We start from the raw sequence: 24,922 nt of genomic DNA, 5'->3' as shown, positions 1-24,922 counted from the left end.
GATGTTCCAATCTTTAAAAGATTAGTGGCTTCCCGCATTTTCCTTCAGAATTCACTACTTTTGACTGAAAATTTTGTCGGTGAAGTACGTTCCCATTTTTTGTCTTTTTTCGATCCTCTTTTTTTGGGGCACTTCTGCTTACGCCCAGGAGGAAAGGAAGATACGCTATGAAAGTGAACGCTTTTCACGTGATGACCAAAAATATCCCGGCGCACTTATTTTAACCAAGATCAATGAACAGGTGCATTTTATTCACCAGGGGATCGAGGTTTGGTGCGACCAGGCCATTCACTATGCCGAAGAAAACTTTTTTAAGGCTTACGGAAATGTGCGTATGGAGCAGGGAGATACCATCACCATGACCAGCCAGTATGCTGAATATAACGGAAATACCCGTTTTGCATTTGCCAGCGGAAATGTCTTCATGAGAAACCCGCAATCCAGTCTCCAGACCGACACCCTCTTTTTTGACCGTACCAAACAACAGGCATATTATCGCAGTGGCGGCACAATAAGAGATACGGCGAGTGTATTAAAGAGCCGGATTGGCCGTTATTTTCTAGAAGATGAAAAATACTCCTTCACTTCTGAAGTAGTGATCACTAATCCCGATTACGTGCTTCGATCCACCCAGCTGGATTTCTACTCAGAAACCGGCCATGCCTATATGTACGGCCCCTCCACCATCACCAGTGACGCTTCCACTATTTACTGTGAGCGAGGATTCTACGATACCCGTGGAGATACAGGTTATTTCGTAAAGAACTCCAGAATCGATTACGAAAACCGCATTTTAGAGGGGGATAGTCTTTACTTCAACCGGAATACGAATTTTGCTTCGGCAACTAATAATATTAAAGTCACAGATACCATCAATCGGAGTATAATTCGTGGACATTATGCTGAAGTGTTCCGGGAGAAAGATTCGGTATTTATTACCAAACGTGCTGTGGCTGTAAGTGTACAGGAACAGGATTCGATCTACATCCATGCCGATACCCTCATGGTTACGGGTAAGCCGGATGACAGGGTGATCCGCGGATTTTATGACGTGCGCCTGTTCAAAAGTAACATGAGCGGTAAAAGTGATTCTATCCATGTGCGCGAAGCTACGGGACTTACACAAATGCTGGGTCGGCCGGTACTATGGTCGGAAAATAACCAGCTTACCGGCGATACTATCCACCTCCTCAACAATGTAGAAACCGAAGAGCTGGATTCTCTTAAGGTATATGACAATGCCTTTATGATACAGAAAGATAGTGTTGGAGGATACAATCAGCTAAAAGGTCTGCAGATGTACGGGAAGTTCAAAGATAACGACCTCCAACAGGTAGACCTGGTAAAAAATACCGAAACCCTCTATTATATGAGGAACGATGGCGGAGATCTTATTGGGATCAACAAGACCTTGTCCAGCTCCATAAGTATTTTTATGGAGGAGCAGCAGGTTGTGGACATTTACTATTACAACCAGATCGATGGAATACTTTATCCTGAAAGTCAGCTGCCGGAAAGTGACAGGACTTTAAAAGGTTTCAACTGGCGTGGGGAAGAGCGGCTCAACTCGGTAGATGATCTCTTTGAAGATGACCCCGACTATGAACCGGTACTCATAGAGGGAATTCCCTTACCTGAAGAAGAGGGCAGTTTCTTTGATAAGGAAAAGCGGGACAGGCCGCTACTGAATAATAAAAGTCGCTTAAAAGAAAAAGACCTGCAGGAGCGACCTGCAGATACAATACCTGCCGCGACTAATAAAGCGGCAGAGCCGCAACCACTTTTAAGGCAGGAAGAAATAGAGAATCTTCCTGCACAGGATACTGTGCAGCCACAGCAACAGTTGCCTTTGCCCGAAAAACAGCAGGACACCATCACCCCTGCCGTAGCTATTCAACCCAAAAAGGACTAGTAGATTGAGACAGGATTTTTTTAAATATCAGGCGCAAACATCGCCTCATCCGCTGGCGCTGGAAGTTTCCCATGCCCAAGGCTCTTATATTTTTGATTCTGCCAATGAAAAATACCTTGACTTTGTGGCAGGCGTTTCTGCCTGTACCTTGGGCCACTGCCACCCCCGTGTGGTCAACGCGATCAAACAGCAGGCAGAGAAATATCTTCATGTGATGGTTTACGGTGAATATGCCCAGGGCCCTGCTGTAGAATTGTGCAGGTTGCTGGCTTCACAATTACCTGCCCCACTGGATAAAACTTATCTGACCAATTCGGGGACCGAGGCTATTGAAGGAGCTTTAAAGCTGGCCAGGCGATACACCGGCAAGACCGGCATCATCGCTGCAAAGAACGCTTACCACGGTAATACTATGGGCTCCCTGAGCCTTATGACTTACGAGGAAAGACAAAAACCCTTTCGCCCGCTCATTGGAGATGTGTCCTGGATAGAATTTAACAAGGAGGAAGACCTTCTAAAAATCTCAGAAAATACTGCCGGGGTGATCCTTGAGAGCATACAGGGTGGTGCGGGATTCATTCAGCCGGAAAAAAATTACTTAAAGAAGGTAAAATCCAGATGTGAAGAAGTTGGAGCCCTGCTCATCCTGGATGAGATCCAGCCGGGCTTTGGCCGTACAGGAAAGCTCTTCGGCTTTGAAAATTACGATATGGTGCCGGATATTGTAGTGATGGGAAAAGGCATGGGTGGCGGAATGCCTATTGGCGCCTTTACTTCTTCTTCAGAAATAATGGATACCCTGAGCGATAACCCGAAGATGGGTCACATCACTACCTTTGGTGGCAATCCTGTTATCGCGGCTGCTGCTTTGGCTACGCTGCAGGAATTAATTGAAGGAGACCTTCTGGAACAGACCCTCCAAAAAGAGGAATTATTCAGAAAACTTTTGGTTCATCCGCTCATTAAAGAAATTAGAGGGAGAGGATTAATGCTCGCTCCAATACTAAAATCTGAAAAAATTGTTAACGAATTGGTGATTCGAGCGCAGGCTAAAGGTCTCATTTTGTTTTGGTTACTCTTTGAGGGGAAAGCGGTTAGAATTACGCCGCCACTAACTATATCAATGGATGAGATAAAAAAAGGATGCGGCATAATTATTGAAATACTAGACGAAATAATGCAGTAGGCTAACATGTTAATTACTTTGTTAACAACATATTTGGTTTTTAACCCGGTCGCTGTAGAACATTTATAACTTTAATACTGTAGAAATCAGTAACAAACTGCTTATGCTGTTAAGCCATAACGAAGAAAACAATTTCTCCCTTACTCGTTTTGAATCGATGCTGAAGACTAATGATATATTATTCTTTGATTCGGATGAGTTCGAGAATATCATTCATTATTATTTAGAGAACGGGAAAATTGCTCTTGCCAAAAAAGCTGTTAAACTGGGTCTTTCTCAACACCCTTCTTCGGTTAACCTGAAGTTGTTACGTGTAGAGATCCTGGTTTTTGAAGACAAGCTTGACCAGGCCGAGGGAATACTGAACGAAATTTACGAACTGGAATCTTCCAACGAAGAGATATATATTCAGAAAGCCAATATTTTGTCTAAGAAAGACTTGCACCGCGAGGCCATTGAGATGCTTGAGACGGCGCTGGAAATAACTTATGATGAGGCAGATGTCTATTCTCTTTTAGGAATGGAATACCTTTTTCTGGAAGATTTTGAGAACGCCAAGCTCAACTTCATGAAATGTCTCGAAGCCGATGAGGAAGACTATTCGGCGCTATACAATGTCATGTACTGCTTTGATTTTCTTGAACAAAAACAGGGGGCAATAGATTACCTCAACAGCTTTCTCGACAGGAATCCCTATTCCGAAGTTGCCTGGCACCAGTTGGGGAAACAGTATTTTGACCTGAAGAACTATAAAAAAGCCCTTTCTTCTTTTGATTTTGCGATCATTAGCGATGACACCTTCATTGGTGCTTACCTGGAAAAAGGAAAGGTGCTGGAAAAATTGGGCAGGTTCAACGAAGCCATTGAGAACTACACCATCACTATGGACCTTGATGATCCCACTTCCTTTGCCTATTTGAGGATCGGGAAGTGTTATGAGAAACTGGGACTGGATGAACTGGCGCTTAAGAACTATCGTCAAACCGTACATGAAGATCCCTTGTTGGACAAAGGCTGGATCGCTATTACCGATTTCTTTTACAAGAAAAAGAATTACCACAAGGCTCTTTACTACATCAACAAGGCTATAGCTATTGACGGAGAGAATGTGCTGTACTGGAAGCGATATGCGCGCATCAACAACAGACTGCAACATCTTGAAGAAGCCGAAAGAGGCTACCGTAGAACACTCGAATTGGGAAACTACGAATTGGAAACCTGGATCAAGAGGTGTGATATACTTATCGATCTTGGTGAGTTTGAGGCTGCTTTACAAAACCTGCTACAGGCCATCGAGTTCTATCCAGAAACAGCCGAAATTGAATACCGCCTAGCCGGACTTTATTTCATGCTGCACGAACCCGAGAACGGAAACAAGCACCTGAACAATGCTCTCAAGATGGACTCAGAATATTACATCATTATTGAGGAACTTTTCCCTTCAATTTTCGCGAGAAAATCTGTCCGGGATAAAATAAGGATGCACCTTAAATCTTGCAGTTAATTCTTTTAACTTTGCGCACTTCAAAACAAGACGATGCGACGAAGTTTTAAAGATTATCTTCTTATTTCGGCAAAAGGAATGGCCATGGGAGCCGCAGATGTGGTCCCGGGAGTTTCCGGCGGTACTATAGCATTTATTTCAGGAATTTATGAAGAGCTCATTTCCACCATTAGCGGTGTGAAAGTGAGCCTTCTTTATACCTGGAAAAATGAAGGTTTTAAGGCCTTTTGGAAAGAATTCAACGGCAACTTCATTATTGCCCTTTTAGGAGGTATACTTTTCAGCATTTTCACCGTTATGCGAGTGACCAATTATCTGCTGGAAAACAACCCTATTCTCATCTGGGCTTTCTTTTTCGGACTTGTACTTGCCAGCGTTTACTATGTTGCCAAACAGATCCCGAAATGGACCTTTAACGTCTTCCTTTTTCTAATTATTGGAGCCGGGATCGCTCTTTACATCACCTCTCTGCCACCTTTGACTGCCGCAGCAAGTGACCTGTTCCTGTTTTTTGCCGGCGCAATTGCCATTTGCGCAATGATCCTGCCGGGAATTTCGGGGGCTTTCATCCTGGTCCTGTTGGGTGCGTACAAAACCGTGAGCGAAGCAGCGCACGACTTTGACCTTAAGATCCTGGGAATTGTGGCCCTGGGAGCCATTTTTGGATTGCTGTCTTTTTCCAGACTTTTAAAGTGGCTTTTTCTCAACTACAGCACACTTACACTCGCCACTTTGACGGGGTTTATTGCAGGGTCACTAAACAAGATCTGGCCCTGGAAAAGAGTTTTGGAAACTGCAACTTACGGAGACAAATCTGTAGTACTTAGAGATGAGTCGGTTATGCCGTGGAATTTTGCTTCAGAACCACATACCATTCAGGCTTCTGTTCTTATGCTTGCAGGATTTGCCCTTATTCTTATCTTAGAGGGCCTCGCAGAAAAAAAGCCGGTGCAGGAAAATGCAGCAAACCCGAACGTTTAGCGACAAGGTATTTCTCGTTATCAAAGGCATCCTAATGGGTGCCGCAAATAAAGTTCCCGGTGTTTCCGGCGGAATGGTGGCCTTTGTGGCAGGTTTTTATGAGGAATTCATCTATTCCCTGCGCCGCATTAATTATAATTCCCTGAAATTACTGGTCAACGGAAGATTTCGCAGCCTATGGTATTACGCGAATGGCCGCTTTATTTCCCTGCTCGTTCTGGGAATGGTGATTAGCTACTTTTCGGTGTCTCTCCTGTTGGACTATCTCATTACCCGCTATGAACTTTACGTATGGGCAGCTTTCTTCGGAATGATCCTGGGTTCGATCTATTACATTAGTAAAGATTTTAAAGAATGGAACCGGCGGAATATCGGCTTTATGCTGCTGGGGATCATTGGAGGTGTCAGCATCAGTTTTCTTGAGCCCGCAGCCGAAAATGATAACCTGTGGTTCGTCTTTTTCTGCGGAATTGTGGGCGTTTCGGGAATGACCCTTCCCGGTCTTTCGGGTTCTTTTATTCTTATACTTCTCGGGAATTATGTCTTGCTTCTTGTAGATTCGGTGAATGCTTTATATCTCACCCTTTCTGAAGTGTTCATGCTGGATTTTTCCTTTTGGAACAATGAAGAAAGGCTGCGGTTACTTCAGGTTCTAATGGTCTTTACGGCGGGTTCGATAACAGGGCTGGTTTCCCTTTCTCACATTTTAGGATATCTCCTCAAGCATTATAAGAGCGCCACTTTTGCCGTGATCATTGGATTTATTACCGGTTCCCTCGGAGTCGTCTGGCCTTGGAAAGAGGCAGAATACCGGCTTAATACCGATGGGATCTTTGTACTTGATCAAAGCGGCAACAGGATCATAGACAACTATGACCGGTATTTGCCACAACTTGACCAGGGAAGTACCTGGCTTGCCATCTTCTTGATCATCCTGGGAGCTTTATTGGTTCTCTGGATTGCTCTTGCAGAACTAAAAAATAAAAGATCCCATGCGTAAATTTGGCTTAATAGGTCGCGATATTTCCTATTCCTTTTCAAGAAAATATTTTTCAGAAAAATTTAGCCGGGAAAATATAGCAGCAACCTATGAAAATTTTGATCTTCAGGAAATCACTGAATTTCCCCGGGTAATTTCAGCCAATCCGCAGTTGAAGGGCTTGAATGTCACCATTCCATATAAAGAGGCTATTTTCCCCTTTTTGGATACTCTTGATCCCGTTGCTGAAGAAATTGGAGCCGTAAACACCATCAAGGTTGGAGAAAATGGAAAGCTCACAGGCTATAATACCGATTATTATGGGTTTGCTGAAGCTTTAAAGCCACACCTGAAACCTCATCATAAAAAAGCGCTCATCCTGGGAACCGGTGGTGCCTCAAAGGCAGTGAAATACGCCCTGGAAACCCTGGGGATCACCCCTAAATTTGTTTCCCGCACACCTGCCAAAAATGCTATTTCTTATAAAGATCTTTCTGAAGAAGTACTTGCCGATCATACGGTGATTGTGAACACTACACCTTTGGGTACCTTTCCCAGAACGACCGAATTTCCTGCAGTACCCGTGGAATATCTAGATGCCCGACACCTTCTATTCGACCTCATTTACAATCCGGCCAAAACGGCATTGATGCAAAAGGCTGAAGATCGGGGAGCAAGGGTTCTTAACGGACAGAAAATGCTGGAATTGCAGGCCGAAAAAGCCTGGGAGATCTGGAATAAAAGTTAGCCTCCACAGCACAATTTTACCTTCACAAATAGCCGCAAAGCCTTGTTAGGTACGCGGGGAGTTGTTATCTTTCAGCTTTATTATATTATTGAATATTGAACCCTAACATTGAAAGATATGTCTGAGAAAGAAAAACTGTCTAATCAAGAGCAGCCGGAAAAACCGAATAATGAACTTGATCCCCGGGAAAAATCCGCTGCAGAAGAGACAGGAAAAACAGCTGAAAAAACTTCCGACCAAGCGGAAGAAAGAGATTCCATTGCAGATGCAATGGTAGATGAAGCCAAAGCGACCGAAGAGAAAAGAGATGCCGAACCCGGCACTACTGCCGAAGCGGCTTTGGACCATGATGATGAGGAGGAAGAAAAACCAGCTTCTCAGAATAAAGAAACCGCTAAACCCGCTGCAAATAAACCGGCTTCTTCAGATAAACCCGATGAAAATAAGGAAGAGAAGGACTCCATCGCCGATGCCATGGTAGATGAGGCCCAATCCACCGAAGATAAGAAATCTGCCGAACCGGCGACCTCCCCCGAAGCGGCTTTGGAAACTGATGAAGAAGATGAGGAAAAAGCAGCTTCAAGGTCAGGATCTTCAGAAGAATCTGCTACTATTCAGGAAGAATCTTCAGAAGAAAAAGAAGGCGCCAAAAATCCCTTTTTTGACTCTAATAGTCCGGGAACTTCAGATGAAAAAGTAGACGAAAGAGCTTCCGAAGCAGCGGAAGATCCTTCAGAAGAAGGTGATGAAGAGTCCGGCGCACCAAAAAAGCCACGGGATGCGCAAAGTGAGGTAGACGAGGCCGTAGCTGAGGATAGTGAAGATGAAACTACGCATGAACGCCACGGGATTGAGAAGAAGGATTATCACGCTATGAGCAAGGAAGCTTTGGCCGATGAGCTGGAAAAACTGGTAAAAAAAGAGAAGGTCCAGGCTATCAAGGAACACGTGGAAGAAATTCGCGCCGAATTTAATGCCAAGTTCGATGAGGAAATGGAGGAAAAGAAAGAAGAATTTCTAGCCGAAGGCGGAAATATCATCGACTTCCACTACTCTACTCCTTTAAAAAAACGCTTTAACTCGTTGTATTTTGATTACAAGGAGAAACGAAATAAATACTACCAGCAATTAAAACAGGACCTCAACCAGAATCTTGAAAAGAGACTCGAGATCATTGAGGAACTAAAAAGCCTGATCGATGTTGAGGAAAATATCAACACAACCTACAGGCATTTTAAAGACCTGCAGGATCGCTGGAAAACTGCAGGACCTATTCCACGGGATAAGTACAATACCGTTTGGAACACCTACCACCATCACGTGGAGAATTTCTATGATTTCCTACATCTCAACAGGGAATTCAGGGATCTTGATTTCAAACATAACCTGGAGCAAAAACTAAAGATCATTTCCCGTGCCGAAGAACTCACCCAGGAAACAGATACTAACCGCGCATTCAGGGAGCTACAGATGCTTCATAAAATGTGGAAAGAGGACCTCGGGCCGGTAGAAAAGGAATACCGCGAGGATATCTGGCAAAAATTCAGCGATGCTACCAAACAGATCCACGATAAGCGACAGGAATATTTTGAGCAACTCGAAAAAGAGTTCGAAAAAAACCTGGAGAAAAAACAGCACATCATTGAGCAGATCAAAGAAATAGCTGCAGGAAATTATAATTCCCACAAGCAGTGGCAGCAAAAGATCACAGAGGTGGAAGCTTTGAGAGAGGCTTTCTTCAATGCCGGGAAAGTTCCGCGCCATGTGAACGATGAGACCTGGAAGAAATTCAAGGAGGCTGTGCGCAGTTTTAATCGCAACAAAAATGCTTTTTACAAGAATCAGAAAAAGGAACAATACGAGAATCTGGAGAAAAAGCAGGAGTTGGTAAAAATTGCAGAAGAGCATAAAGACAGTGAGGACTTCAAGGCCACCACTCCTCTTATGAAAAAGATCCAGGCCGACTGGAAGAGCATTGGTCATGTGCCACGCAAGGACAGTGATAAGATATGGAAGAAATTCAAGGCTGCCTGTAATCACTACTTCGACAGGTTGCATGCTTCAAGAAATGAGGAAAACAAGGAAGAGAATGAAGCTTTTGAACAGAAAAGAGAACTTCTGGATAAGCTTAAGAACGTAGAATTTTCCGGAGATCGCAAAAAAGATCTTCCTACTATTAAAAACTTCATTGAAGAGTGGAAGAAGCTGGGTCGAGTACCACACAGCAAACGGTATATTGAAGGAAAATTCAATAAAGCTCTTGATCAGGCTTTTGATAAGCTCGATCTCGACAAGAAACAGAGCGAAATGCTCAAGTATGAGAATAAGGTGCAGGCGTTGGAAAATTCCGACGACTCCAGAAAGCTCAACAATGAGCATTATTTTCTAACTAAAAAGATAGAGGAAACGAAAGCTGAGATAAGACAGCTGGAAAACAACCTTCAGTTCTTCTCTAATGTGGATGATAAAAATCCGCTGGTACAGGAAGTGCACAAGAACATAAAGAACCACAAAGAACAACTGAAGATATGGAAGGAGAAACTTGAAAAAGTAAAATCTCTTTACGACGAGTAGAAAAACCAGGACTGAAATAAAAACGCCCTTCAAAAATGCTTTTTTTGGAGGGCGTTTTTATTGTATTTCCGGGTTCCCCGTTTCTGGTTCTAAATGCGAAAGCGATCTAAATCTTCTTGGCTTCTTCCCAATAAACATCCATTTCGGCCAGCGTCATGTCTTTTAGGCTTTTTTTCTGCTCTTTTGCCTTGCCTTCCAGGTATTGAAATCTCTTGATGAATTTTTTATTGGTCCGTTCCAGGGCATCTTCGGGATTTACTTTCAGGAACCGGGCGTAGTTGATCATACTGAACAATACATCCCCAAATTCCTCTTCTATTTGCTGTTGATTATGGCTTTCCACCTCATGCTGCAGCTCCTCCAGTTCTTCTTTTAACTTTTCAAATACCTGTTGTGGCTCTTCCCAGTCAAATCCCACGCCGGCGACTTTATCTTGGATCCGGCTTGCTTTCACCAGGGCCGGCAAAGAGGCAGGCACTCCTTCCAGAACACTCTTTTTACCCTCTTTTAGCTTAAGCTGCTCCCAGTTTCGCTTTACATCCTCTTCATTATTAACTTTGGTATCGCTGTAGATATGTGGATGACGGCTGATCAATTTTTCGCAGATCCCATTGGCGACATCGGCAATGTCAAAATCTTTGGTCTCGCTCCCTATCTTCGCATAGAAAACAATGTGCAGTAAAAGGTCTCCCAGTTCCTTCTTTACCTCCTGCAGGTCATGATCCAGAATAGCATCGCCGAGTTCATAGGTTTCCTCAATGGTGAGATGCCGCAGACTTTCCAATGTTTGTTTTCGATCCCATGGACACTGCTCCCGCAGTTCATCCATAATGGTTAGTAAACGGTCAAAGGCTTTGAGCTGTTCTTGTCGTGAATTCATATGCTTTGGTTGAAGGAGGTAAGTTAGGTTTTACGGAAACAAAAAACCAACTGAAATCAGTTGGTTTTTTGTCATTTTTGAGAGGCTATTCTTCTTCGCCGCCGGTTTCTTTCGGAGTCTTTTCGACTTCCGCAGTTTCTTCAGAAGGTTTTTCATCTCCCTTGCTAAAATCGGTGTAGCCTTTGCTCACCAGCAGGTTATACCACTGGATGATCTTTTTGATGTCGCTTACATATACGCGATCCTCATCATAATCTGGCAATACTTCGCTGAAGTATTCTTCCAGTTTTGCTTTGGATTCTTTATGGCTGATGGCTTCTCCTCCATTCTCTTTTTCGTAGATCTTCTGAAAAACCTCCCGCAAAGGAACTTCTTCGGTATAAGTATATATAGCGATCTCGCTAAGCAGGCTCACATTGTGACGCATGTTCACAGAGATCTTTTTTCCATCTAACATAGATTCAGCAACAAAACCTCCGCGGGTTTGGGCTTTAAGTTCATACAATCCCGGTTTACCGGAGATGGACAACACTTTATCTAACTTCATATTTTTTAAATTTTGGAAGGCAAATATCTTACCTCCTGCCTAGAAAACAAAACTAATTAACGGCCTTTTTTAAGTTCGGGAAACTTCATGCGGTAATCTACCTGGATCTTCCCTTTTGAAATGTTGGAGAGCTTTCCCTTGATCAACCTCTTCTTAAGGCTACTCAGCTTATCGGTAAAGAGTATTCCCTCAATATGGTCATATTCATGCTGAATTACACGAGCTGCAATTCCTTTGTATTCCTCAACGTGCTTGTTGAAATCCTCGTCGTAATATTCGATCCTGATCTCGGGCTTTCTGAAAACATCTTCCCGAATATCGGGAATGCTTAAACAGCCTTCATTAAAAGCCCATTCGTCACCTGATTCTTCCACGATCTCAGCATTAATGAAAACTTTCTTAAGACCTGCCAGTTCTTTTTTCTCTTCTTCTGAAAGTTCTTCATCTTCCGCAAATGGCGAAGTGTCTACCAGAAAGATCCTTATAGGTAATCCCACCTGTGGTGCCGCGAGCCCGACTCCATAAGCGCCATACATGGTCTCCCACATATTCTCAATCAATTCTTTCAGGTTCGGATAATCTTCCGAAATGTCTTTCGCTTTCTTTCTTAATACCGGATCTCCGTAGGCGGTTATTGGTAAAACCATATTCAATGTTTAAGGTTTAAGGTCTAATGTTTAATCTCTGAGGCGATTTCACGTCTCGTTCTTATCTCCATCAGATAATCTGTCCAAGGATCTTTGAGCAGTTCTTCTCGAAGCAACAAAAATGGAAGTCAACTCCCTAGCTTCAGAAAGAACCTCTTCATAACATCCCTTCTTCAGAATATTTTCTTCCTCAAGAAATTCTATCCAAAATATACATTCGTCAGCTTCTTCAATAACTATGCTCAGTTTTGATATAAATCCTCTTTTTGTCTGCCCCAAATTTGCTGCCCTGTAATTTGCAGCTACAGAAGTGCAAGCTCTAATTAACTGTTTCTGCACATGCCATTCGAGAACTCCTTTTGGAAGAGACAGTGCCAGCTTTACACAGTTGTGGGCAAATTTGTTTGAACGTTTCTTCAGATCTCTTTCCATTTTCCGAAATATTGCCTTCCTCTCTGTTTTTTTGTTATTCCTTAATCCTTAGCCCTTAATCATTTATAAAGGTACGACTGCAAAATGATCGTCGCGCTTATTTCGTCAACAAGGGCTTTGTTTTGCCGCTGTTTTTTTTTGAGTCCGCTGTCGATCATGGATTGGAATGCCATTTTGGAAGTAAAACGTTCGTCAACTCTTTCGAGCTTCATTTCCGGAAAAATTTCACTGAACTTCTTAAGGAACTCCTGAATATTTACTTCACTGCCCGATGCTGTGTTATCCATTTGTTTGGGTTCCCCCAACAAAACAAGTTCCACCTGCTCTTCAGAAAAATATTTTTTCAGGAATGGCAAAAGCTCGGCGGTGGGAACTGTGGTAAGCCCCGATGCTATGATCTTTAGCTCATCGGTAACCGCAATTCCGGTGCGTTTGGTGCCGTAATCTAATGCCAGTATTCTTCCCATAATTTGCCGGCAAAGATACGCCTTAATTCGGGAACCAAAAAAACCATACAATCACAGGCATGAACGGTAAGGGTTCAACTAATTTCGGCTAAATGTTTTACCTTCGCGCTTTCGAAAGTCTGTCCAAAAAAGATGACTTTAAATACGATCTGAACACACCAGATCTTTAGAAACTGAAAAATTATTTACATGAAAAATCTTCAAGAGATCATCGAGAAAGCCTGGGACAACAGGGAACTTCTTAATAAAACTGAAACTACAGATGCCATTCGCGAGGTCATCGACCTGCTTGACAGCGGAAAGCTTCGCGTAGCCGAACCTACAGTCGACGGTTGGCAGGTGAACGAATGGGTAAAGAAAGGGGTTGTTCTTTATTTCCCCATTCAACAAATGGAGACCCTGGAGGCCGGGATATTTGAATACCACGATAAGATTCCGCTAAAGAAAGGTTACAAAGACAGAGGGATAAGAGTAGTTCCCAATGCGGTAGCCAGACACGGAGCCTATATTTCCAGCGGAGTGATCATGATGCCCAGCTATGTCAATATAGGAGCTTATGTTGACGAGGGCACTATGGTGGATACATGGGCTACTGTTGGAAGTTGCGCACAAATTGGAAAAAATGTGCATTTGAGCGGCGGAGTAGGAATTGGAGGGGTGTTGGAACCTCTACAGGCTGCACCTGTTATCATTGAGGACAATGCTTTTCTTGGCTCAAGAAGTATCGTTGTTGAAGGTGTAAAAGTGGAAAAAGAAGCTGTTCTTGGGGCTAACGTGGTATTAACCGGATCAACTAAGATTATCGACGTTACGGGAGATGAGCCGGTGGAAATGAAGGGAATTGTTCCGGCACGTTCGGTAGTAATTCCGGGAAGCTACACGAAAAAATTCCCTGCCGGAGAATACCAGGTGCCATGTGCATTGATCATTGGTAAAAGAAAAGAGAGCACAGACAAGAAAACCTCTCTAAACAACGCTTTGAGAGAGCACAACGTAGCCGTTTAGAAATCAATTATTCTTCCCTCTCGGGAGGCCAGGCCGGGTCTATGAAAATACTCGTAATACAGCAAAAAATGATAGGGGATGTACTCGCATCCTCTATTCTTTTTGAAGCCCTTCGGAAGAAATTTCCGGCTGCCGAACTGCACTACCTTCTTCAGGCTCACACCTTGCCCGTCGTTCAAAATAATCCGAACATTGACAAATGCATCATCTATGATCCCCGATGTAATCTGAATCCATTAAGTTTTGCGAAATTTCTCGAGTCGATAAGGCATCAGAATTACACTACTGTTATAGATGTATATTCAAAAATAAGCACCGGTTTAATGTCCTTTTACTCGGGAGCAGAATGCAGGTTGAGTTATGAAAAAAGGTACACGAGACATTTTTATACACGCACTTTTCATCCCATTAAAACCCCTCGCTCCTGTGCGGGTTTGGCTATAGAAAATCGCATGCAGTTTTTGCAGGGGTTTCAGGAAGATTTTCCTTCACATCTACGGCCAAAAATTTATCTGGACAAACATAAAAAAGAACTAGCCGCGCAGCGGTTAAAAAATGGAGGAGTTGACTTTAGCCGCCCTCTCATTATGTGCGGAATTTTAGGAAGCTCAAGAAAGAAAAGCTATCCGCCTGCTTATATGGCCCTTCTTCTAGACAGAATTGTACAGCATTTGAAAGAGCCCCAAATCCTCCTGAATTACTTACCCAATCAGGAGAAAGCTGCCTTAGAAATTGTCAGTTTATGTTCTCCCACCACCCAATCCAAGATCTTCCTGGATCTTTACAACAGGAAACTTGAAGATTACATTGCCAGTTGCGCCAATTGCCATGCCTTCATTGGCAACGAAGGCGGTGCCGTTAATATGGCAAAAGCTCTTGAAATACCCACTTTTTCGATCTTTTCACCGCAAATCGACAAAGAGGAGTGGAGCATTTATGAAGATCCCTACCAGAACGTCTCTGTACATATCAGCGACTTCAAACCCGAAATAAAAATGCTTTCAAAAAAGGAGATCAGGAAAAAGTCAGCTGCTTTTTATGAATTACTGCAGCCAAACCTTATCTTCGCCAAACTCGATATCTTTTTAAAAGAAACAGTCGATTCGAAAATTCAGGAGACAAAGTAACTCTATGAAAATCATTATTCTAGCCGCAGGAATAGGCTCTCGTCTTGGAAATCCTTTCCCAAAACCACTTACCCCTCTAAAAGGAGGAAAAAGTATAATGGAGAGGCAAATTGACAACCTTTCCACCCATTTTTCTGTACACGATATTACTGTAGTTGTAGGTTTCAAAAAAGATCTTATCATGGAGCGGTTTCCCGATCTCACCTATATCTACAACCAATTTTTTGATGCTACAAATACCTCCAAGAGTTTACTGAAAGCCCTGAAGAAATATCAGCAGGAGGATGTGCTCTGGCTTAACGGGGATGTGATCTTTGATGCAGAACTTTTCTCTGTCCTCAAAAAGGAAATTTCAGTTGAGAATTCTTTTGTTTCGGTAAACACTTCAAGAGTAGCCGAAGAAGAAGTTAAATATACCCTCAAAAATGGCTTTATTGACGAACTTTCCAAACAGGTAAAGGAGGGATTGGGTGAAGCCGTAGGCATTAACTACATTTCAAAAAGGGATATGCCGGTTTTGCTAAAACATCTTGAAAAATGCAGAGATAATGATTACTTTGAACGGGGCATCGAAACTGCAATTCAGGAAGATGGTTTAAAAATAAAGGCCGTTGACATTTCAGATTTTCGATGTATGGAAGTCGATTTCGAAGAAGATCTCGCCGCCGCAAACAAAATGTTTTAGAAATGAAATTCATTCTTTTCTGTCAATATCCCTATGCCTTCGGGATCATGCAGCCTATCATGCAGGTGCTTAAGGACAAGCAGCATGAATATCTCTGGTTTCTAACTGAAAATTTAAGAGGAAAATTCCCTTTTCCGGACGAACCTCACACCTTTGAAATAGAAGAGATTGAAAATTATAGAAGCGATGTAATTTTTTGCCCGGGAAATGAAGTCCCGCATTACCTCCGCGGGCTTAAAACGCAGATCTTTCATGGGCTTGCCGGTGAAAAAAAGGGTCATTTCAAAATTCGGCATTACTTTGACCTTTACCTTACGCAAGGTCCCTATTTCACCCGGAGATTCCAGCGACTAAAGAGGAGGCATAAAAACTTTGATGTTATTGAAACAGGATGGCCAAAGCTGGATATCTATGGAAATGAGCGAGATAAATATGGGGAAGAAAAAAAGGAGCTGCTGAAACAACATTCAGCTAAAAAGATCCTGCTTTACGCACCCACCTTCTCCCCTTCCCTTACTTCGGGGCCTTTCCTGCTGAAGGATCTGAAGAAAGTTGCAGATAATGAAGACTACCTGTTGTTGATCAAGTTCCATGACCTGATGTCTCCTGAACTTATCAAGCAGTACAGGCAGTTTGCCGCCGAAAGGTCAAATGTTATTTTTGAGGAGGAACCAAATATTGTGAAGTTCCTGCTAATGGCAGATTTGCTAATTAGCGATACTTCGTCTGTAGTCTACGAATTTCTTCTGCTGGATAAGCCGGTAATCACCTTTAGAAGCAATTCCCAAATTAAACTCTGGGAAAATATAACTGAAGCCTCAACTTTATCTGATAAGATTCAGCAGAATCTCGGGAAGGATCCTTATGCTGAACAACGGCAGACTATCATTGCAGAATATCACCCATACAATGACGGACAAAGTGCACTGCGCATGGTCAATGTGGTAGAGGATTACGTGGAAGAGCACGGAGTTCCGGAAAGACGAAAGCTGCCATTCGTTAGAAGACGTAAGATGAACAGGATGTTCAGAAGAAAGAAAAAGCAGTCCAGAAGTTAAGCACAAATACCCAAGTCTAGACCTTTGTTCCCTCAATTAAACCTATAGTGAATGACAGAACCTCAAGAAAATATTCCGGTAGATGCCGTTCTAACATGGGTAAATGGGAACGATAAGAAGTGGCAGGAAAAAATTAATGCTTATTCGGAAACTAAAATCAATTTCTCTTCCGAAAATCACCTTAAGCGATACAATTCTATTGGGGAAATTGATATTGCGATCAAATCAATAATCAAGTTTGCTCCATTTATAAGGAATATTTTTCTGGTAACAGACGACCAGTCTCCTGAGTCGTTTGATTCCCTGAAATCGTTAGCTCAGGAAAAAGGCATTAACCTGGAACTGGTAGATCATAAGATAATATTCAACGGATATGAAGAATATTTACCCACCTTCAACTCGTGCTCAATCATATCCATGTTATTCAAAATACCCCACTTATCAGAGCACTTTATAATTTTCAATGATGATACTTTTTTAATGAAAGAAGTATCAGTAAATGATTTCTTTATTCAAGGAGAACCAATTATAAGGGGTAAATGGCAGCCCTTTAATGAAGACAGAACGATTAGAAAATCCTACCATAAATTATTGAGTACTTTTAGGATCCCGGTAAAAAAGGCCAAAATAAGTTTCAAAAGATTACAACAAAACAGCGCCAGATTGGCTCAGGCGGATAAATATGTCAGACGTTTTCACACGCCGGTCAGCGTGAGAAAATCAACTCTGACAAACTTCTTTGAAACAGACAGTTTACTACGAGAGAACATACAGCACAGGTTTAGAAATGAAAATCAGTTTCTATTATCTTCCTTGTCTGAACATTTAGAAATTAAAAACAATACTTATCATTATCGGGATTACTCGCAACTAACCTACTTTCGATCGTATAGGAATTTATGGTGGACAAAGCTAAAGCTGAAGTGGTTCAAGGCAAACCGGCGGAAGCTCTTCATCACATTCCAAAGCCTGGACATGGCAGACGATAGAATTTTAGATTACATATTGCATTGGTTAGAAGAACGATTAGGTAAAGACTAGGCTGTTTTTGATTTTACAGGAAAAAAGGCAGATTTATTTCCAATTCCAAACTATTTTTTCCTACGCTTAAACTTCTTCTTTATAACTGCTGCTCTGTCTCGTTTTGAAAAGAAGATTTGATTGAAATTAAACATTTGCTCAAAAACTTCAGAGGCCGGCCGCTTTATTAGCTTTGCATATTCATCGGCCATGATCTCATAAACCGCCTTTTCTCTTGACAAGCGCTCAAAATTCCGAAGTCTTTGAGAGATATCTAAGGTTTTAAAATTCATCCGGTTGAGATCAACCAGGAAAAAATCATAGCCATTATCACCGATTTTGATAAGGGTATTTCCGGGGGAATGGTCTAAAAATTCAATTCCTTTTTCGTGGAGATCATAAGTAAACCGCGTAAAGGCGCGAAGAATCTCCTCGTGTCCTTCTTTTGCGAGATCTATATCTCTAAACGTAAGATCATAATCCAGATGTTCGCTCACATAAAAGCTTTTGAGGAAAGCTAGGCTTGTAACTTCTTCAGCATAAGCAATGGGAGCCGGGGTTTTTATGCCCCTTGCCAGAAGTTCTTTGGCATAAATAAAAGATCTTTCGGCTTTTGATTTTCTAAAAAATCGGTAGGCAACTTTGTTGACGGCATTCGGGATCTTGAAAGCTTTAATATTGACCTCTGTACGATCCAGCTTAATCGCCTTCAAAACATTTCTTTTTCCCGGTCCTATTTTTCGTCCCTCCTCTTCAAAATTCTCAAGAGCCTGAAAAATTTCTTCCTGGTAAGAAGAATATGCTTCATCTATGATTACTTTCATATGATTTCCCGAACTTTTTGGCAAAGTTAACCTTTTGAGTTTGCATAAACTTTAAACTTCTCAAATTATAAGATTCCTTACCGCTAATAGGTCCCGGGCTCAAGATTTAGGTAGATCTGTGAATAGAACTAATTATTCCACAAAATGAAGGTTGTGAAAAAATAGGTTTCTTTCCTTATAGAAATAGCGGTGTAGACACTTCTGGCGTTCATTTCTACTTGAACAGATTTATTATACCTTCGCAGTTACAGCCATAGAAAGGCAGTTCAAAAAAGGTTATGAAAATCCTTCATTTATCGGCAGTAAGAAATTGGGGTGGCGGTGAAAGCCATATTGAAAACCTGTGTCATGAGCTGAAGGAAAAAGTATGCAACGTGATCTTTTGTGTTCGGGACGGTATGCTTCACCAGCGACTAAAGGCACAGGACCATCAGGTAATTACTGCGCCGCTTGCTAATAAAATGGATCCTCGTTTTATACTGAAGCTCGCTTACCTCTGTAAAAAGCAGAATTTTGACCTGCTTCATATTCACGACAGTACAGCACTCACCCTCGCTGTAATGGCCGACCACTTTGCATCCCTGCCGCCTTTTATCCTTAGTAAAAAAACTTCATTTCCAATCCGACCGAGACGGCAAACCCTCTTTAAATATAACTATCCAAAGATCAGGAAGATCCTTTGTGTTTCTGAAGCTACTAAAAATATCAGTTCTAAAACTTTATGCCGTGCGGGCAGACTAGAGGTTGTCTACCATGGAACACGATTAGATAATAAAACCCAAAAATCCCCTTTTGAGATAAGAAGAAAATTTGGTCTGCCGGAAGCTGCTGTAATTGTGGGAAACATTGGCAACCATATCGAGGCCAAGCACCTGGAAACTTTTATTTACACTGCAGATTATCTCATCAACCGGAAAAAGCAAAAGCAACTTTATTTTGTTCAGATAGGAAACTTCAGCCGTAGAACTGAAGCCCTTAAAAAGCTTGTACAGCAGTTGGCTCTTGAGGATCATATCTTGTTCACCGGCTATATTCCTGAAGCTTCAGCTTTAATTCCCCAGTTTGACGTCCTGCTCCTCACTTCAGAAAACGAGGGAATACCGCAGGTGATCTATGAATCCTTCTATTACAACGTGCCGGTAGTGAGCACGAATGTCGGCGGAATTCCTGAAGTAATAGAAAATAAAGTGAACGGTCTTCTAACAGATCCTTATGATCACGTGGGATTGGGCGAAAACCTGTTGTTTTTGCTTGGAAATCCGCAGGTAATCCCGAACTTTGCAAAAATTTCCAGGGAAAAATTATTTCAAAACTTCACGAGCAAAATTATGGCCGGGAAGACACTGGAAATCTATAAAACAGCACTAAATGGGAGAGTACACTGAAGAAATCAACAATGCCTACAATGTCCTTAAAAGAGGCGGAATTATATTATATCCTACCGACACGGTTTGGGGAATTGGGTGTGACGCCACCAATGCAGATGCCATAGACAAGATCTTTGCACTTAAGAAAAGAAGTGAAGAGAAAGCCTTGATCTGCCTGGTATCCGATTTTAAGATGCTTAATCAATATGTGGAAGATGTGCCTGAGGTAGCTTATGATATTCTGAAGTATGCTGCCAAACCAACAACTATAGTCTACGACCAGCCTATTCGTGTTGCCGAAAACCTGGTGGGTGCAGATAACACCCTTGGAATTCGAGTGACGAAGGATAAATTTTGTCAGCAACTTATAAGGAAATTAAAGAAGCCACTGGTCTCTACTTCTGCTAATCTAAGCGGACAGCCAACCCCGGAAACATTTGGAGATATAAGCAAGGAAATTTTAGAAGGTGTGGACTATGTGGTAAATTTGCACCAGTCTATTAAAACTCCAAAACCATCGGCTATTATTAAGCTTAGCAATGATGGAAAGGTGCAGGTGATTAGGAAATAATTGTAAAAGAACCACCGATAAAAGACCTCACAGGTTTTGAAAACCTGTGAGGTCTGAGCAGATCAATTCTCGGGGACCGGAAACAAAGACATTAAAGTGAACAACTACAAACGGGCATTAACCAATAACATTTTTAAAGTAATTTCTCTTGCCTCTCAGGAACTGGGACTGGAGAGCTATGTAATTGGAGGTTTTGTAAGGGATTATATCCTGCAGCGGGGAGAGCACAAAGACATAGATGTGGTTGCTGTAGGAAGCGGAATAGAATTGGCTCAAAAGGTGTCAGATCTACTTCCCCACAAGCCTAAAGTTCAGATCTTCAAGAACTATGGAACGGCAATGCTGCGCGCCTATGACATGGAAGTGGAGTTTGTTGGTGCACGAAAAGAAAGTTATTCAGAAGAAAGCAGGAATCCCGAAGTGGAAAGCGGCACCCTGGAAGATGACCAGAACCGCAGGGACTTTACCATAAATGCCCTGGCGCTGAGTCTGAATGAAAGTAGTTACGGAGATCTACTGGACCCTTTTCACGGATTACAGGATCTTAGCGCCGGAGTCATCCGCACCCCTCTGGATCCTGACATTACTTATTCTGATGATCCCTTGCGAATGCTAAGAGCAGTGCGCTTCGCCTCTCAACTACAATTCAGGATCGAGAAAGATTCCCTACAGGCCATCATAAGAAACAGGAGCCGCTTAAAGATCATTTCCCGGGAAAGGATAGTCGATGAACTGAACAAGATCCTCCTCTCTCCAAAGCCTTCTGTAGGATTTAGCCTGTTGCATAAAACCGGACTTTTAAGATTGATCCTTCCGGAGTTGACTGCATTGGAAGGTATAGATGAAATTGAAGGTCAGCGGCATAAGGACAACTTTTGGCACACCCTGGAGGTGGTCGATAATATTTCGGAAAATACAGATGATCTTTGGCTGCGCTGGGCTGCGTTGTTACACGATATAGGAAAAGCACCTACAAAGAAGTTTGATGACAAACTGGGGTGGACCTTCCATGGTCATGAATTTGTTGGTTCCAAAATGGTGTACAAGCTGTTTAAGCGCTTGCGAATGCCTTTGAATGAAAAGATGAAATTCGTTCAGAAAATGGTCTATATGAGTTCAAGACCGATTGTTCTTTCGCAAGACGTAACAGATTCGGCTGTGCGAAGGCTTATTTTTGATGCAGGAGAAGACATTGAAGACCTTATGACCTTGTGTGAAGCCGATATCACCACGAAAAATCCGCGGCGATTCAGGAAGTACCACAACAATTTCAAGATCGTAAGGCAAAAGATTAAAGAGGTCGAGGAACGGGATCACGTGCGGAATTTCCAGCCGCCCGTTTCCGGAGAAGAAATCATGGAGACATTTGATCTTAAGCCTTCCAGAGAGATCGGGATTATCAAGGATGCTATTAAAGAAGCCATTTTAGAAGGAGAAATCCCGAACGATTATGATGCTGCCAAAGCATATATGCTTCAAAAAGGAAAAGAAATAGGTTTATCCCCTAAATAAATTATGCTTTACCTTCACATTTACCCCCATGAAAAACAAGGACAATAAAAAGGTTGTTTACTGGCTGTTCACCGGCTGTTTTTTAATTTTTATAATGGTCGTGGTGGGAGGAATTACCCGCCTTACCAACTCCGGACTCTCCATTTCAGATTACAAGTTGATCACCGGAACCATTCCGCCTCTAACCGAGGAGCAATGGATCGAAGAATTTGAGTTCTATAAACAGTTCCCCGAGTATCAAAAATTGCACTACCACTTTACTCTTGAAGATTTCAAAGGGATCTATTTCTGGGAATGGATCCATAGGGTGATTGGCCGCCTCATAGGACTGGTCTTTATAATTCCGTTCCTGTATTTTCTAGTTACAAAACAACTTAGCAGGCCAACCATTTATAAATCAATTGTACTTCTCTTCCTGGGAGGATTTCAGGGATTTCTAGGCTGGTATATGGTCAAAAGCGGACTGGTAGATATGCCTGCGGTGAGCCACTACAGGCTGGCTGCCCACCTGACTACGGCTTTCGTAACTTTCGCCTACTGTTTCTGGGTCGCAATGGACCTCCTTTATCCAAAGAAAAAGGTCGTAAACAAAAGCTTCAGAAATCTAATTTGGGTGGGGATGATCGTCCTTATGGTACAGATCATTTGGGGAGCATTTGTGGCCGGACTTGACGCGGGATGGATCCACAATTTCTGGCCCTGGATGACAGGTGGGGAATGGGTGCATGAGACCGTATATATTGAACAGAAACCCCTGTGGCGAAATTTTATAGAAGGTAAGAGCGGTGTGCAGTTCGTTCACAGATACCTCGCATACGCAGTGGTAGCGGCCGTCCTCTACATCTGGTACAGGTCCAGGAGCTTGCAACTTACACTTCCGCAGCAAAGAGGAATTCAGTGGCTCGTGGGATTGGTATTTTTACAATTTGTTTTAGGTGTGCTCACTCTAATTTACGCTGTGCCTTTATGGCTGGGGGTCGCGCACCAGGTAGGAGCATTTTTCCTGCTTACAGCAATGACTTTTACCCTGCATAGATTTAGTCGCTAAATTTAATTTCTCATCTAAAAACGTATCTTTGCACTCCAAATTTTTGACTTATGCTGTATAGATTTAGAATTATCCTCGATGCCGAAGAAGATGTGTTTCGCGACATAGAAATAATGGCCGATAACACCCTTGAAGATTTACATAATACGATCCTCCAGTCCTTTGGATTTGACGGCACCGAGATGGCTTCTTTCTATATTAGCGATGACGAATGGAACCAGGGGGAAGAGATCTCTCAGTTTGATGTCACCGAAGGCACAGGATCGGTCCGGCTAATGAATGAGACCACTCTTGATGATGTGGTTTCTGAAGAGCAGACCAAGCTGATCTACATCTATGACTTTTTTAGCATGTGGACTTTTCTCGTGGAACTGGCAGAGATAGCAGAACCCGATCCTCAAATGGATTACCCAAACCTCCTCTTCGTTCACGGACAGCTCCCTACAGCAGCTCCCGAAAAGGAGTTCCAGGCCGAAGATGATGATCTCAACCTCGACTACGATGATGACTTCGACGTAGACGACTATGACGATCTTTCTTTCGACGAAAACTGGAACTAGACCAAATTTTCCTATTTTTCAGCCTTTATTAATCCGGTAACTTAACCGCACTTTTTCAATATGATCAATTTATATAACGCTCACATTGACTCTCTTTCTATTCACAGGGTTGGCAACAAAAGCCGAAATGAGAACATTTTCCTTTCTGCCCAGCCATTTCACCTGAATGACGAGATCACCCCTCTTATAAAAGAGTATTTCCTCAAGCCATTTAGAGATAAAGAGGAAAATTATTTTCAGTTTGCCAATGATGTGGATGTTGAATTCAACCCGTTGTATGAGATCGCATGTAAGATCTTTGACGCTCCTCAAACTATCCACGAGCAATCAAAGAAGATCACAACTTTGCTTTTTGAACAGTCCTCTCACCCGCATATTAAAAGTGGGGAAGTTTATGTTGTCTATTTCGACAACATGATGCTCGACAATGAAAAGACAACTGCTATCGGAATTTTTAAATCCGAATTAAAGCACGATTTTCTACAGTTCCAGGAAAAAGAAAGCATTCTGGAAATGATTATTCAGCAGGGAATCAACCTGAACAAGCTGGATAAAGGCGCTATTATTTTCAACAAGAACAGGGAAGAAGGATTTAAGATCCTTTCTGTGGATTCAAACAAGTACGATACCAAATACTGGCTCGAGAACTTCCTCGGAGTAGATGTTCTTGCCGATGAGAATTTCCATACCAAAAAGTACCTGAAATTTTGCCAGAACTTCGCCAAAGACGTGGTACTTCCTGCGGAAGACAAAAAGGAAGAAGTCATGTTCATGAACCGAAGTGTTGATTATTTTGCAAAGAACGATGCTTTTGAAGAAAGTGCTTTCCTGAATTCAGTTATTGATAACCCGGCTCTCGTCCCGGAGTTCCAGAACTACAAAACTGAGAAAGCACCAAAGTACAAGATTGAGGATCTTACCAGTTTCCCCATCTCCAACACCGCAGTAACTGCCGCGAGGAAATCAATTAAGAACACCATAAATCTCGATACTAACATCCAGATCAAAATGGATTTCATTAATCCTGAATCGGCCGAGAAGTTTGTTGAAAAAGGCTGGGATGAGGAAAGGCAGATGTATTATTACCTGGTGTACTTCAACAAAGAACAAAAGAGCTAAGACGGCGGTGTTTCTGGAGCCAAGAGCCAGGAGCAGAAGGCAAGAGCCAGGAGCCAGGAGCCAAGAGCCAGGAGCCAAGAGCCAGGAGCCAAGAGCCAAGAGCCAAGAGCCAAGAGCCAAGAGCCAAGAGCCAAGAGCCAAGAGCCAAGAGCCAAGAGCCAAGAGCCAA

Annotated in this window: 24 protein-coding genes; 18 read left to right on the top strand and 6 right to left on the bottom strand. The window is 42.5% G+C overall.

The features are described from left to right. Window positions 1-79 precede the first annotated feature (79 nt). From VR862_RS13020 to VR862_RS12990, 7 genes are all read left to right on the top strand, one after another. The gene (locus VR862_RS13020; protein WP_324721422.1) at window positions 80-1,912 is read left to right on the top strand and encodes an OstA-like protein; all 1,833 of its coding nucleotides are present in this window, start codon (window positions 80-82) and stop codon (window positions 1,910-1,912) included. A gap of 4 nt (window positions 1,913-1,916) precedes the next feature. Beyond that, window positions 1,917-3,098 (top strand): aspartate aminotransferase family protein, encoded by a 1,182-nt coding sequence (locus VR862_RS13015; RefSeq protein ID WP_324721421.1) that lies wholly within the window; start codon window positions 1,917-1,919, stop codon window positions 3,096-3,098. A 103-nt stretch (window positions 3,099-3,201) separates the two neighbouring features. Next, window positions 3,202-4,602 (top strand): tetratricopeptide repeat protein, encoded by a 1,401-nt coding sequence (locus tag VR862_RS13010; protein ID WP_324721420.1) that lies wholly within the window; start codon window positions 3,202-3,204, stop codon window positions 4,600-4,602. A gap of 33 nt (window positions 4,603-4,635) precedes the next feature. Beyond that, window positions 4,636-5,583 (top strand): DUF368 domain-containing protein, encoded by a 948-nt coding sequence (locus VR862_RS13005; RefSeq protein ID WP_324721419.1) that lies wholly within the window; start codon window positions 4,636-4,638, stop codon window positions 5,581-5,583. Beyond that, window positions 5,561-6,583, top strand: coding sequence for a DUF368 domain-containing protein (locus tag VR862_RS13000; RefSeq protein ID WP_324721418.1), 1,023 nt, complete (start codon window positions 5,561-5,563; stop codon window positions 6,581-6,583). Before VR862_RS13005 ends, VR862_RS13000 begins: the two co-directional genes overlap by 23 nt. Then, window positions 6,576-7,310 carry a shikimate dehydrogenase family protein gene (locus VR862_RS12995; protein WP_324721417.1) on the top strand — a complete coding sequence of 245 codons (735 nt, stop codon included), beginning with the start codon at window positions 6,576-6,578 and terminating at the stop codon, window positions 7,308-7,310. The genes VR862_RS13000 and VR862_RS12995 overlap by 8 nt, the downstream gene beginning before the upstream one ends. Window positions 7,311-7,427: 117 nt before the next feature. Further along, on the top strand, window positions 7,428-9,884 hold the full coding sequence (locus VR862_RS12990; protein ID WP_324721415.1) for a DUF349 domain-containing protein: 2,457 nt from the start codon (window positions 7,428-7,430) through the stop codon (window positions 9,882-9,884). A gap of 106 nt (window positions 9,885-9,990) precedes the next feature. On the opposite strand, the gene mazG is transcribed toward VR862_RS12990, so the two are convergent. From mazG to ruvX, 5 genes are all read right to left on the bottom strand, one after another. Further along, on the bottom strand, window positions 9,991-10,764 hold the full coding sequence (gene mazG, locus VR862_RS12985; protein ID WP_324721414.1) for a nucleoside triphosphate pyrophosphohydrolase: 774 nt from the start codon (window positions 10,762-10,764) through the stop codon (window positions 9,991-9,993). Between the two features lie 85 nt (window positions 10,765-10,849). Continuing rightward, window positions 10,850-11,311, bottom strand: coding sequence for a DUF5606 family protein (locus tag VR862_RS12980; protein WP_324721413.1), 462 nt, complete (start codon window positions 11,309-11,311; stop codon window positions 10,850-10,852). Window positions 11,312-11,367: 56 nt separating this feature from the next. Continuing rightward, window positions 11,368-11,958 (bottom strand): peptide deformylase, encoded by a 591-nt coding sequence (def, locus tag VR862_RS12975; protein ID WP_324721412.1) that lies wholly within the window; start codon window positions 11,956-11,958, stop codon window positions 11,368-11,370. Window positions 11,959-12,006: 48 nt separating this feature from the next. Beyond that, window positions 12,007-12,390, bottom strand: a complete 384-nt coding sequence (locus VR862_RS12970) for a four helix bundle protein (RefSeq protein ID WP_324721410.1) — start codon at window positions 12,388-12,390, stop codon at window positions 12,007-12,009. A 59-nt stretch (window positions 12,391-12,449) separates the two neighbouring features. Further along, window positions 12,450-12,857, bottom strand: a complete 408-nt coding sequence (ruvX, locus tag VR862_RS12965; protein ID WP_324721409.1) for a Holliday junction resolvase RuvX — start codon at window positions 12,855-12,857, stop codon at window positions 12,450-12,452. A gap of 189 nt (window positions 12,858-13,046) precedes the next feature. On the opposite strand from ruvX, the gene VR862_RS12960 reads away from it, so the two are divergent. Genes VR862_RS12960 through VR862_RS12940 form a run of 5 tightly spaced genes read left to right on the top strand, consistent with a single transcriptional unit; the run spans window position 13,047 to window position 17,773 of the window. Further along, entirely contained in the window at window positions 13,047-13,862 is an 816-nt protein-coding gene (locus tag VR862_RS12960) for a 2,3,4,5-tetrahydropyridine-2,6-dicarboxylate N-succinyltransferase (protein ID WP_324721408.1), read from the top strand. A 41-nt stretch (window positions 13,863-13,903) separates the two neighbouring features. Continuing rightward, window positions 13,904-14,989, top strand: a complete 1,086-nt coding sequence (locus tag VR862_RS12955; protein WP_324721407.1) for a glycosyltransferase family 9 protein — start codon at window positions 13,904-13,906, stop codon at window positions 14,987-14,989. A 4-nt stretch (window positions 14,990-14,993) separates the two neighbouring features. Next, window positions 14,994-15,674 carry a phosphocholine cytidylyltransferase family protein gene (locus tag VR862_RS12950; RefSeq protein ID WP_324721406.1) on the top strand — a complete coding sequence of 227 codons (681 nt, stop codon included), beginning with the start codon at window positions 14,994-14,996 and terminating at the stop codon, window positions 15,672-15,674. A gap of 2 nt (window positions 15,675-15,676) precedes the next feature. After that, window positions 15,677-16,732 (top strand): CDP-glycerol glycerophosphotransferase family protein, encoded by a 1,056-nt coding sequence (locus VR862_RS12945; protein WP_324721405.1) that lies wholly within the window; start codon window positions 15,677-15,679, stop codon window positions 16,730-16,732. Between the two features lie 51 nt (window positions 16,733-16,783). Further along, window positions 16,784-17,773: a stealth family protein gene (locus VR862_RS12940; protein ID WP_324721404.1), complete on the top strand. Its 990-nt coding sequence runs from the start codon at window positions 16,784-16,786 to the stop codon at window positions 17,771-17,773. A 50-nt stretch (window positions 17,774-17,823) separates the two neighbouring features. Here VR862_RS12940 and VR862_RS12935 read toward each other — a convergent pair whose 3' ends face one another. After that, window positions 17,824-18,576, bottom strand: coding sequence for a lipopolysaccharide kinase InaA family protein (locus VR862_RS12935; RefSeq protein WP_324721403.1), 753 nt, complete (start codon window positions 18,574-18,576; stop codon window positions 17,824-17,826). A gap of 278 nt (window positions 18,577-18,854) precedes the next feature. Between VR862_RS12935 and VR862_RS12930 the strand changes: the two genes are divergently transcribed. The 6 genes from VR862_RS12930 (at window position 18,855) to VR862_RS12905 (ending at window position 24,753) form a co-directional block, all read left to right on the top strand. After that, complete coding sequence (locus tag VR862_RS12930; protein WP_324721401.1) at window positions 18,855-19,961, top strand: glycosyltransferase family 4 protein; 1,107 nt, start codon at window positions 18,855-18,857, stop codon at window positions 19,959-19,961. Further along, window positions 19,945-20,514, top strand: a complete 570-nt coding sequence (locus tag VR862_RS12925) for an L-threonylcarbamoyladenylate synthase (RefSeq protein WP_324721400.1) — start codon at window positions 19,945-19,947, stop codon at window positions 20,512-20,514. The genes VR862_RS12930 and VR862_RS12925 overlap by 17 nt, the downstream gene beginning before the upstream one ends. Window positions 20,515-20,604: 90 nt before the next feature. Further along, window positions 20,605-22,026 (top strand): CCA tRNA nucleotidyltransferase, encoded by a 1,422-nt coding sequence (locus VR862_RS12920; RefSeq protein ID WP_324721472.1) that lies wholly within the window; start codon window positions 20,605-20,607, stop codon window positions 22,024-22,026. A 28-nt stretch (window positions 22,027-22,054) separates the two neighbouring features. Continuing rightward, window positions 22,055-23,074 carry a COX15/CtaA family protein gene (locus VR862_RS12915; protein ID WP_324721399.1) on the top strand — a complete coding sequence of 340 codons (1,020 nt, stop codon included), beginning with the start codon at window positions 22,055-22,057 and terminating at the stop codon, window positions 23,072-23,074. Window positions 23,075-23,124: 50 nt separating this feature from the next. Continuing rightward, on the top strand, window positions 23,125-23,634 hold the full coding sequence (locus tag VR862_RS12910) for an IS1096 element passenger TnpR family protein (protein WP_324721398.1): 510 nt from the start codon (window positions 23,125-23,127) through the stop codon (window positions 23,632-23,634). 60 nt (window positions 23,635-23,694) lie between these two features. After that, complete coding sequence (locus VR862_RS12905; protein ID WP_324721397.1) at window positions 23,695-24,753, top strand: nucleoid-associated protein; 1,059 nt, start codon at window positions 23,695-23,697, stop codon at window positions 24,751-24,753. The last annotated feature ends 169 nt before the right edge of the window (window positions 24,754-24,922 follow it).

The organism is Salinimicrobium aquimaris (genome assembly GCF_035607535.1).
Classification (GTDB): domain Bacteria; phylum Bacteroidota; class Bacteroidia; order Flavobacteriales; family Flavobacteriaceae; genus Salinimicrobium.
This window is presented reverse-complemented; position numbering and strand designations above follow the sequence as displayed.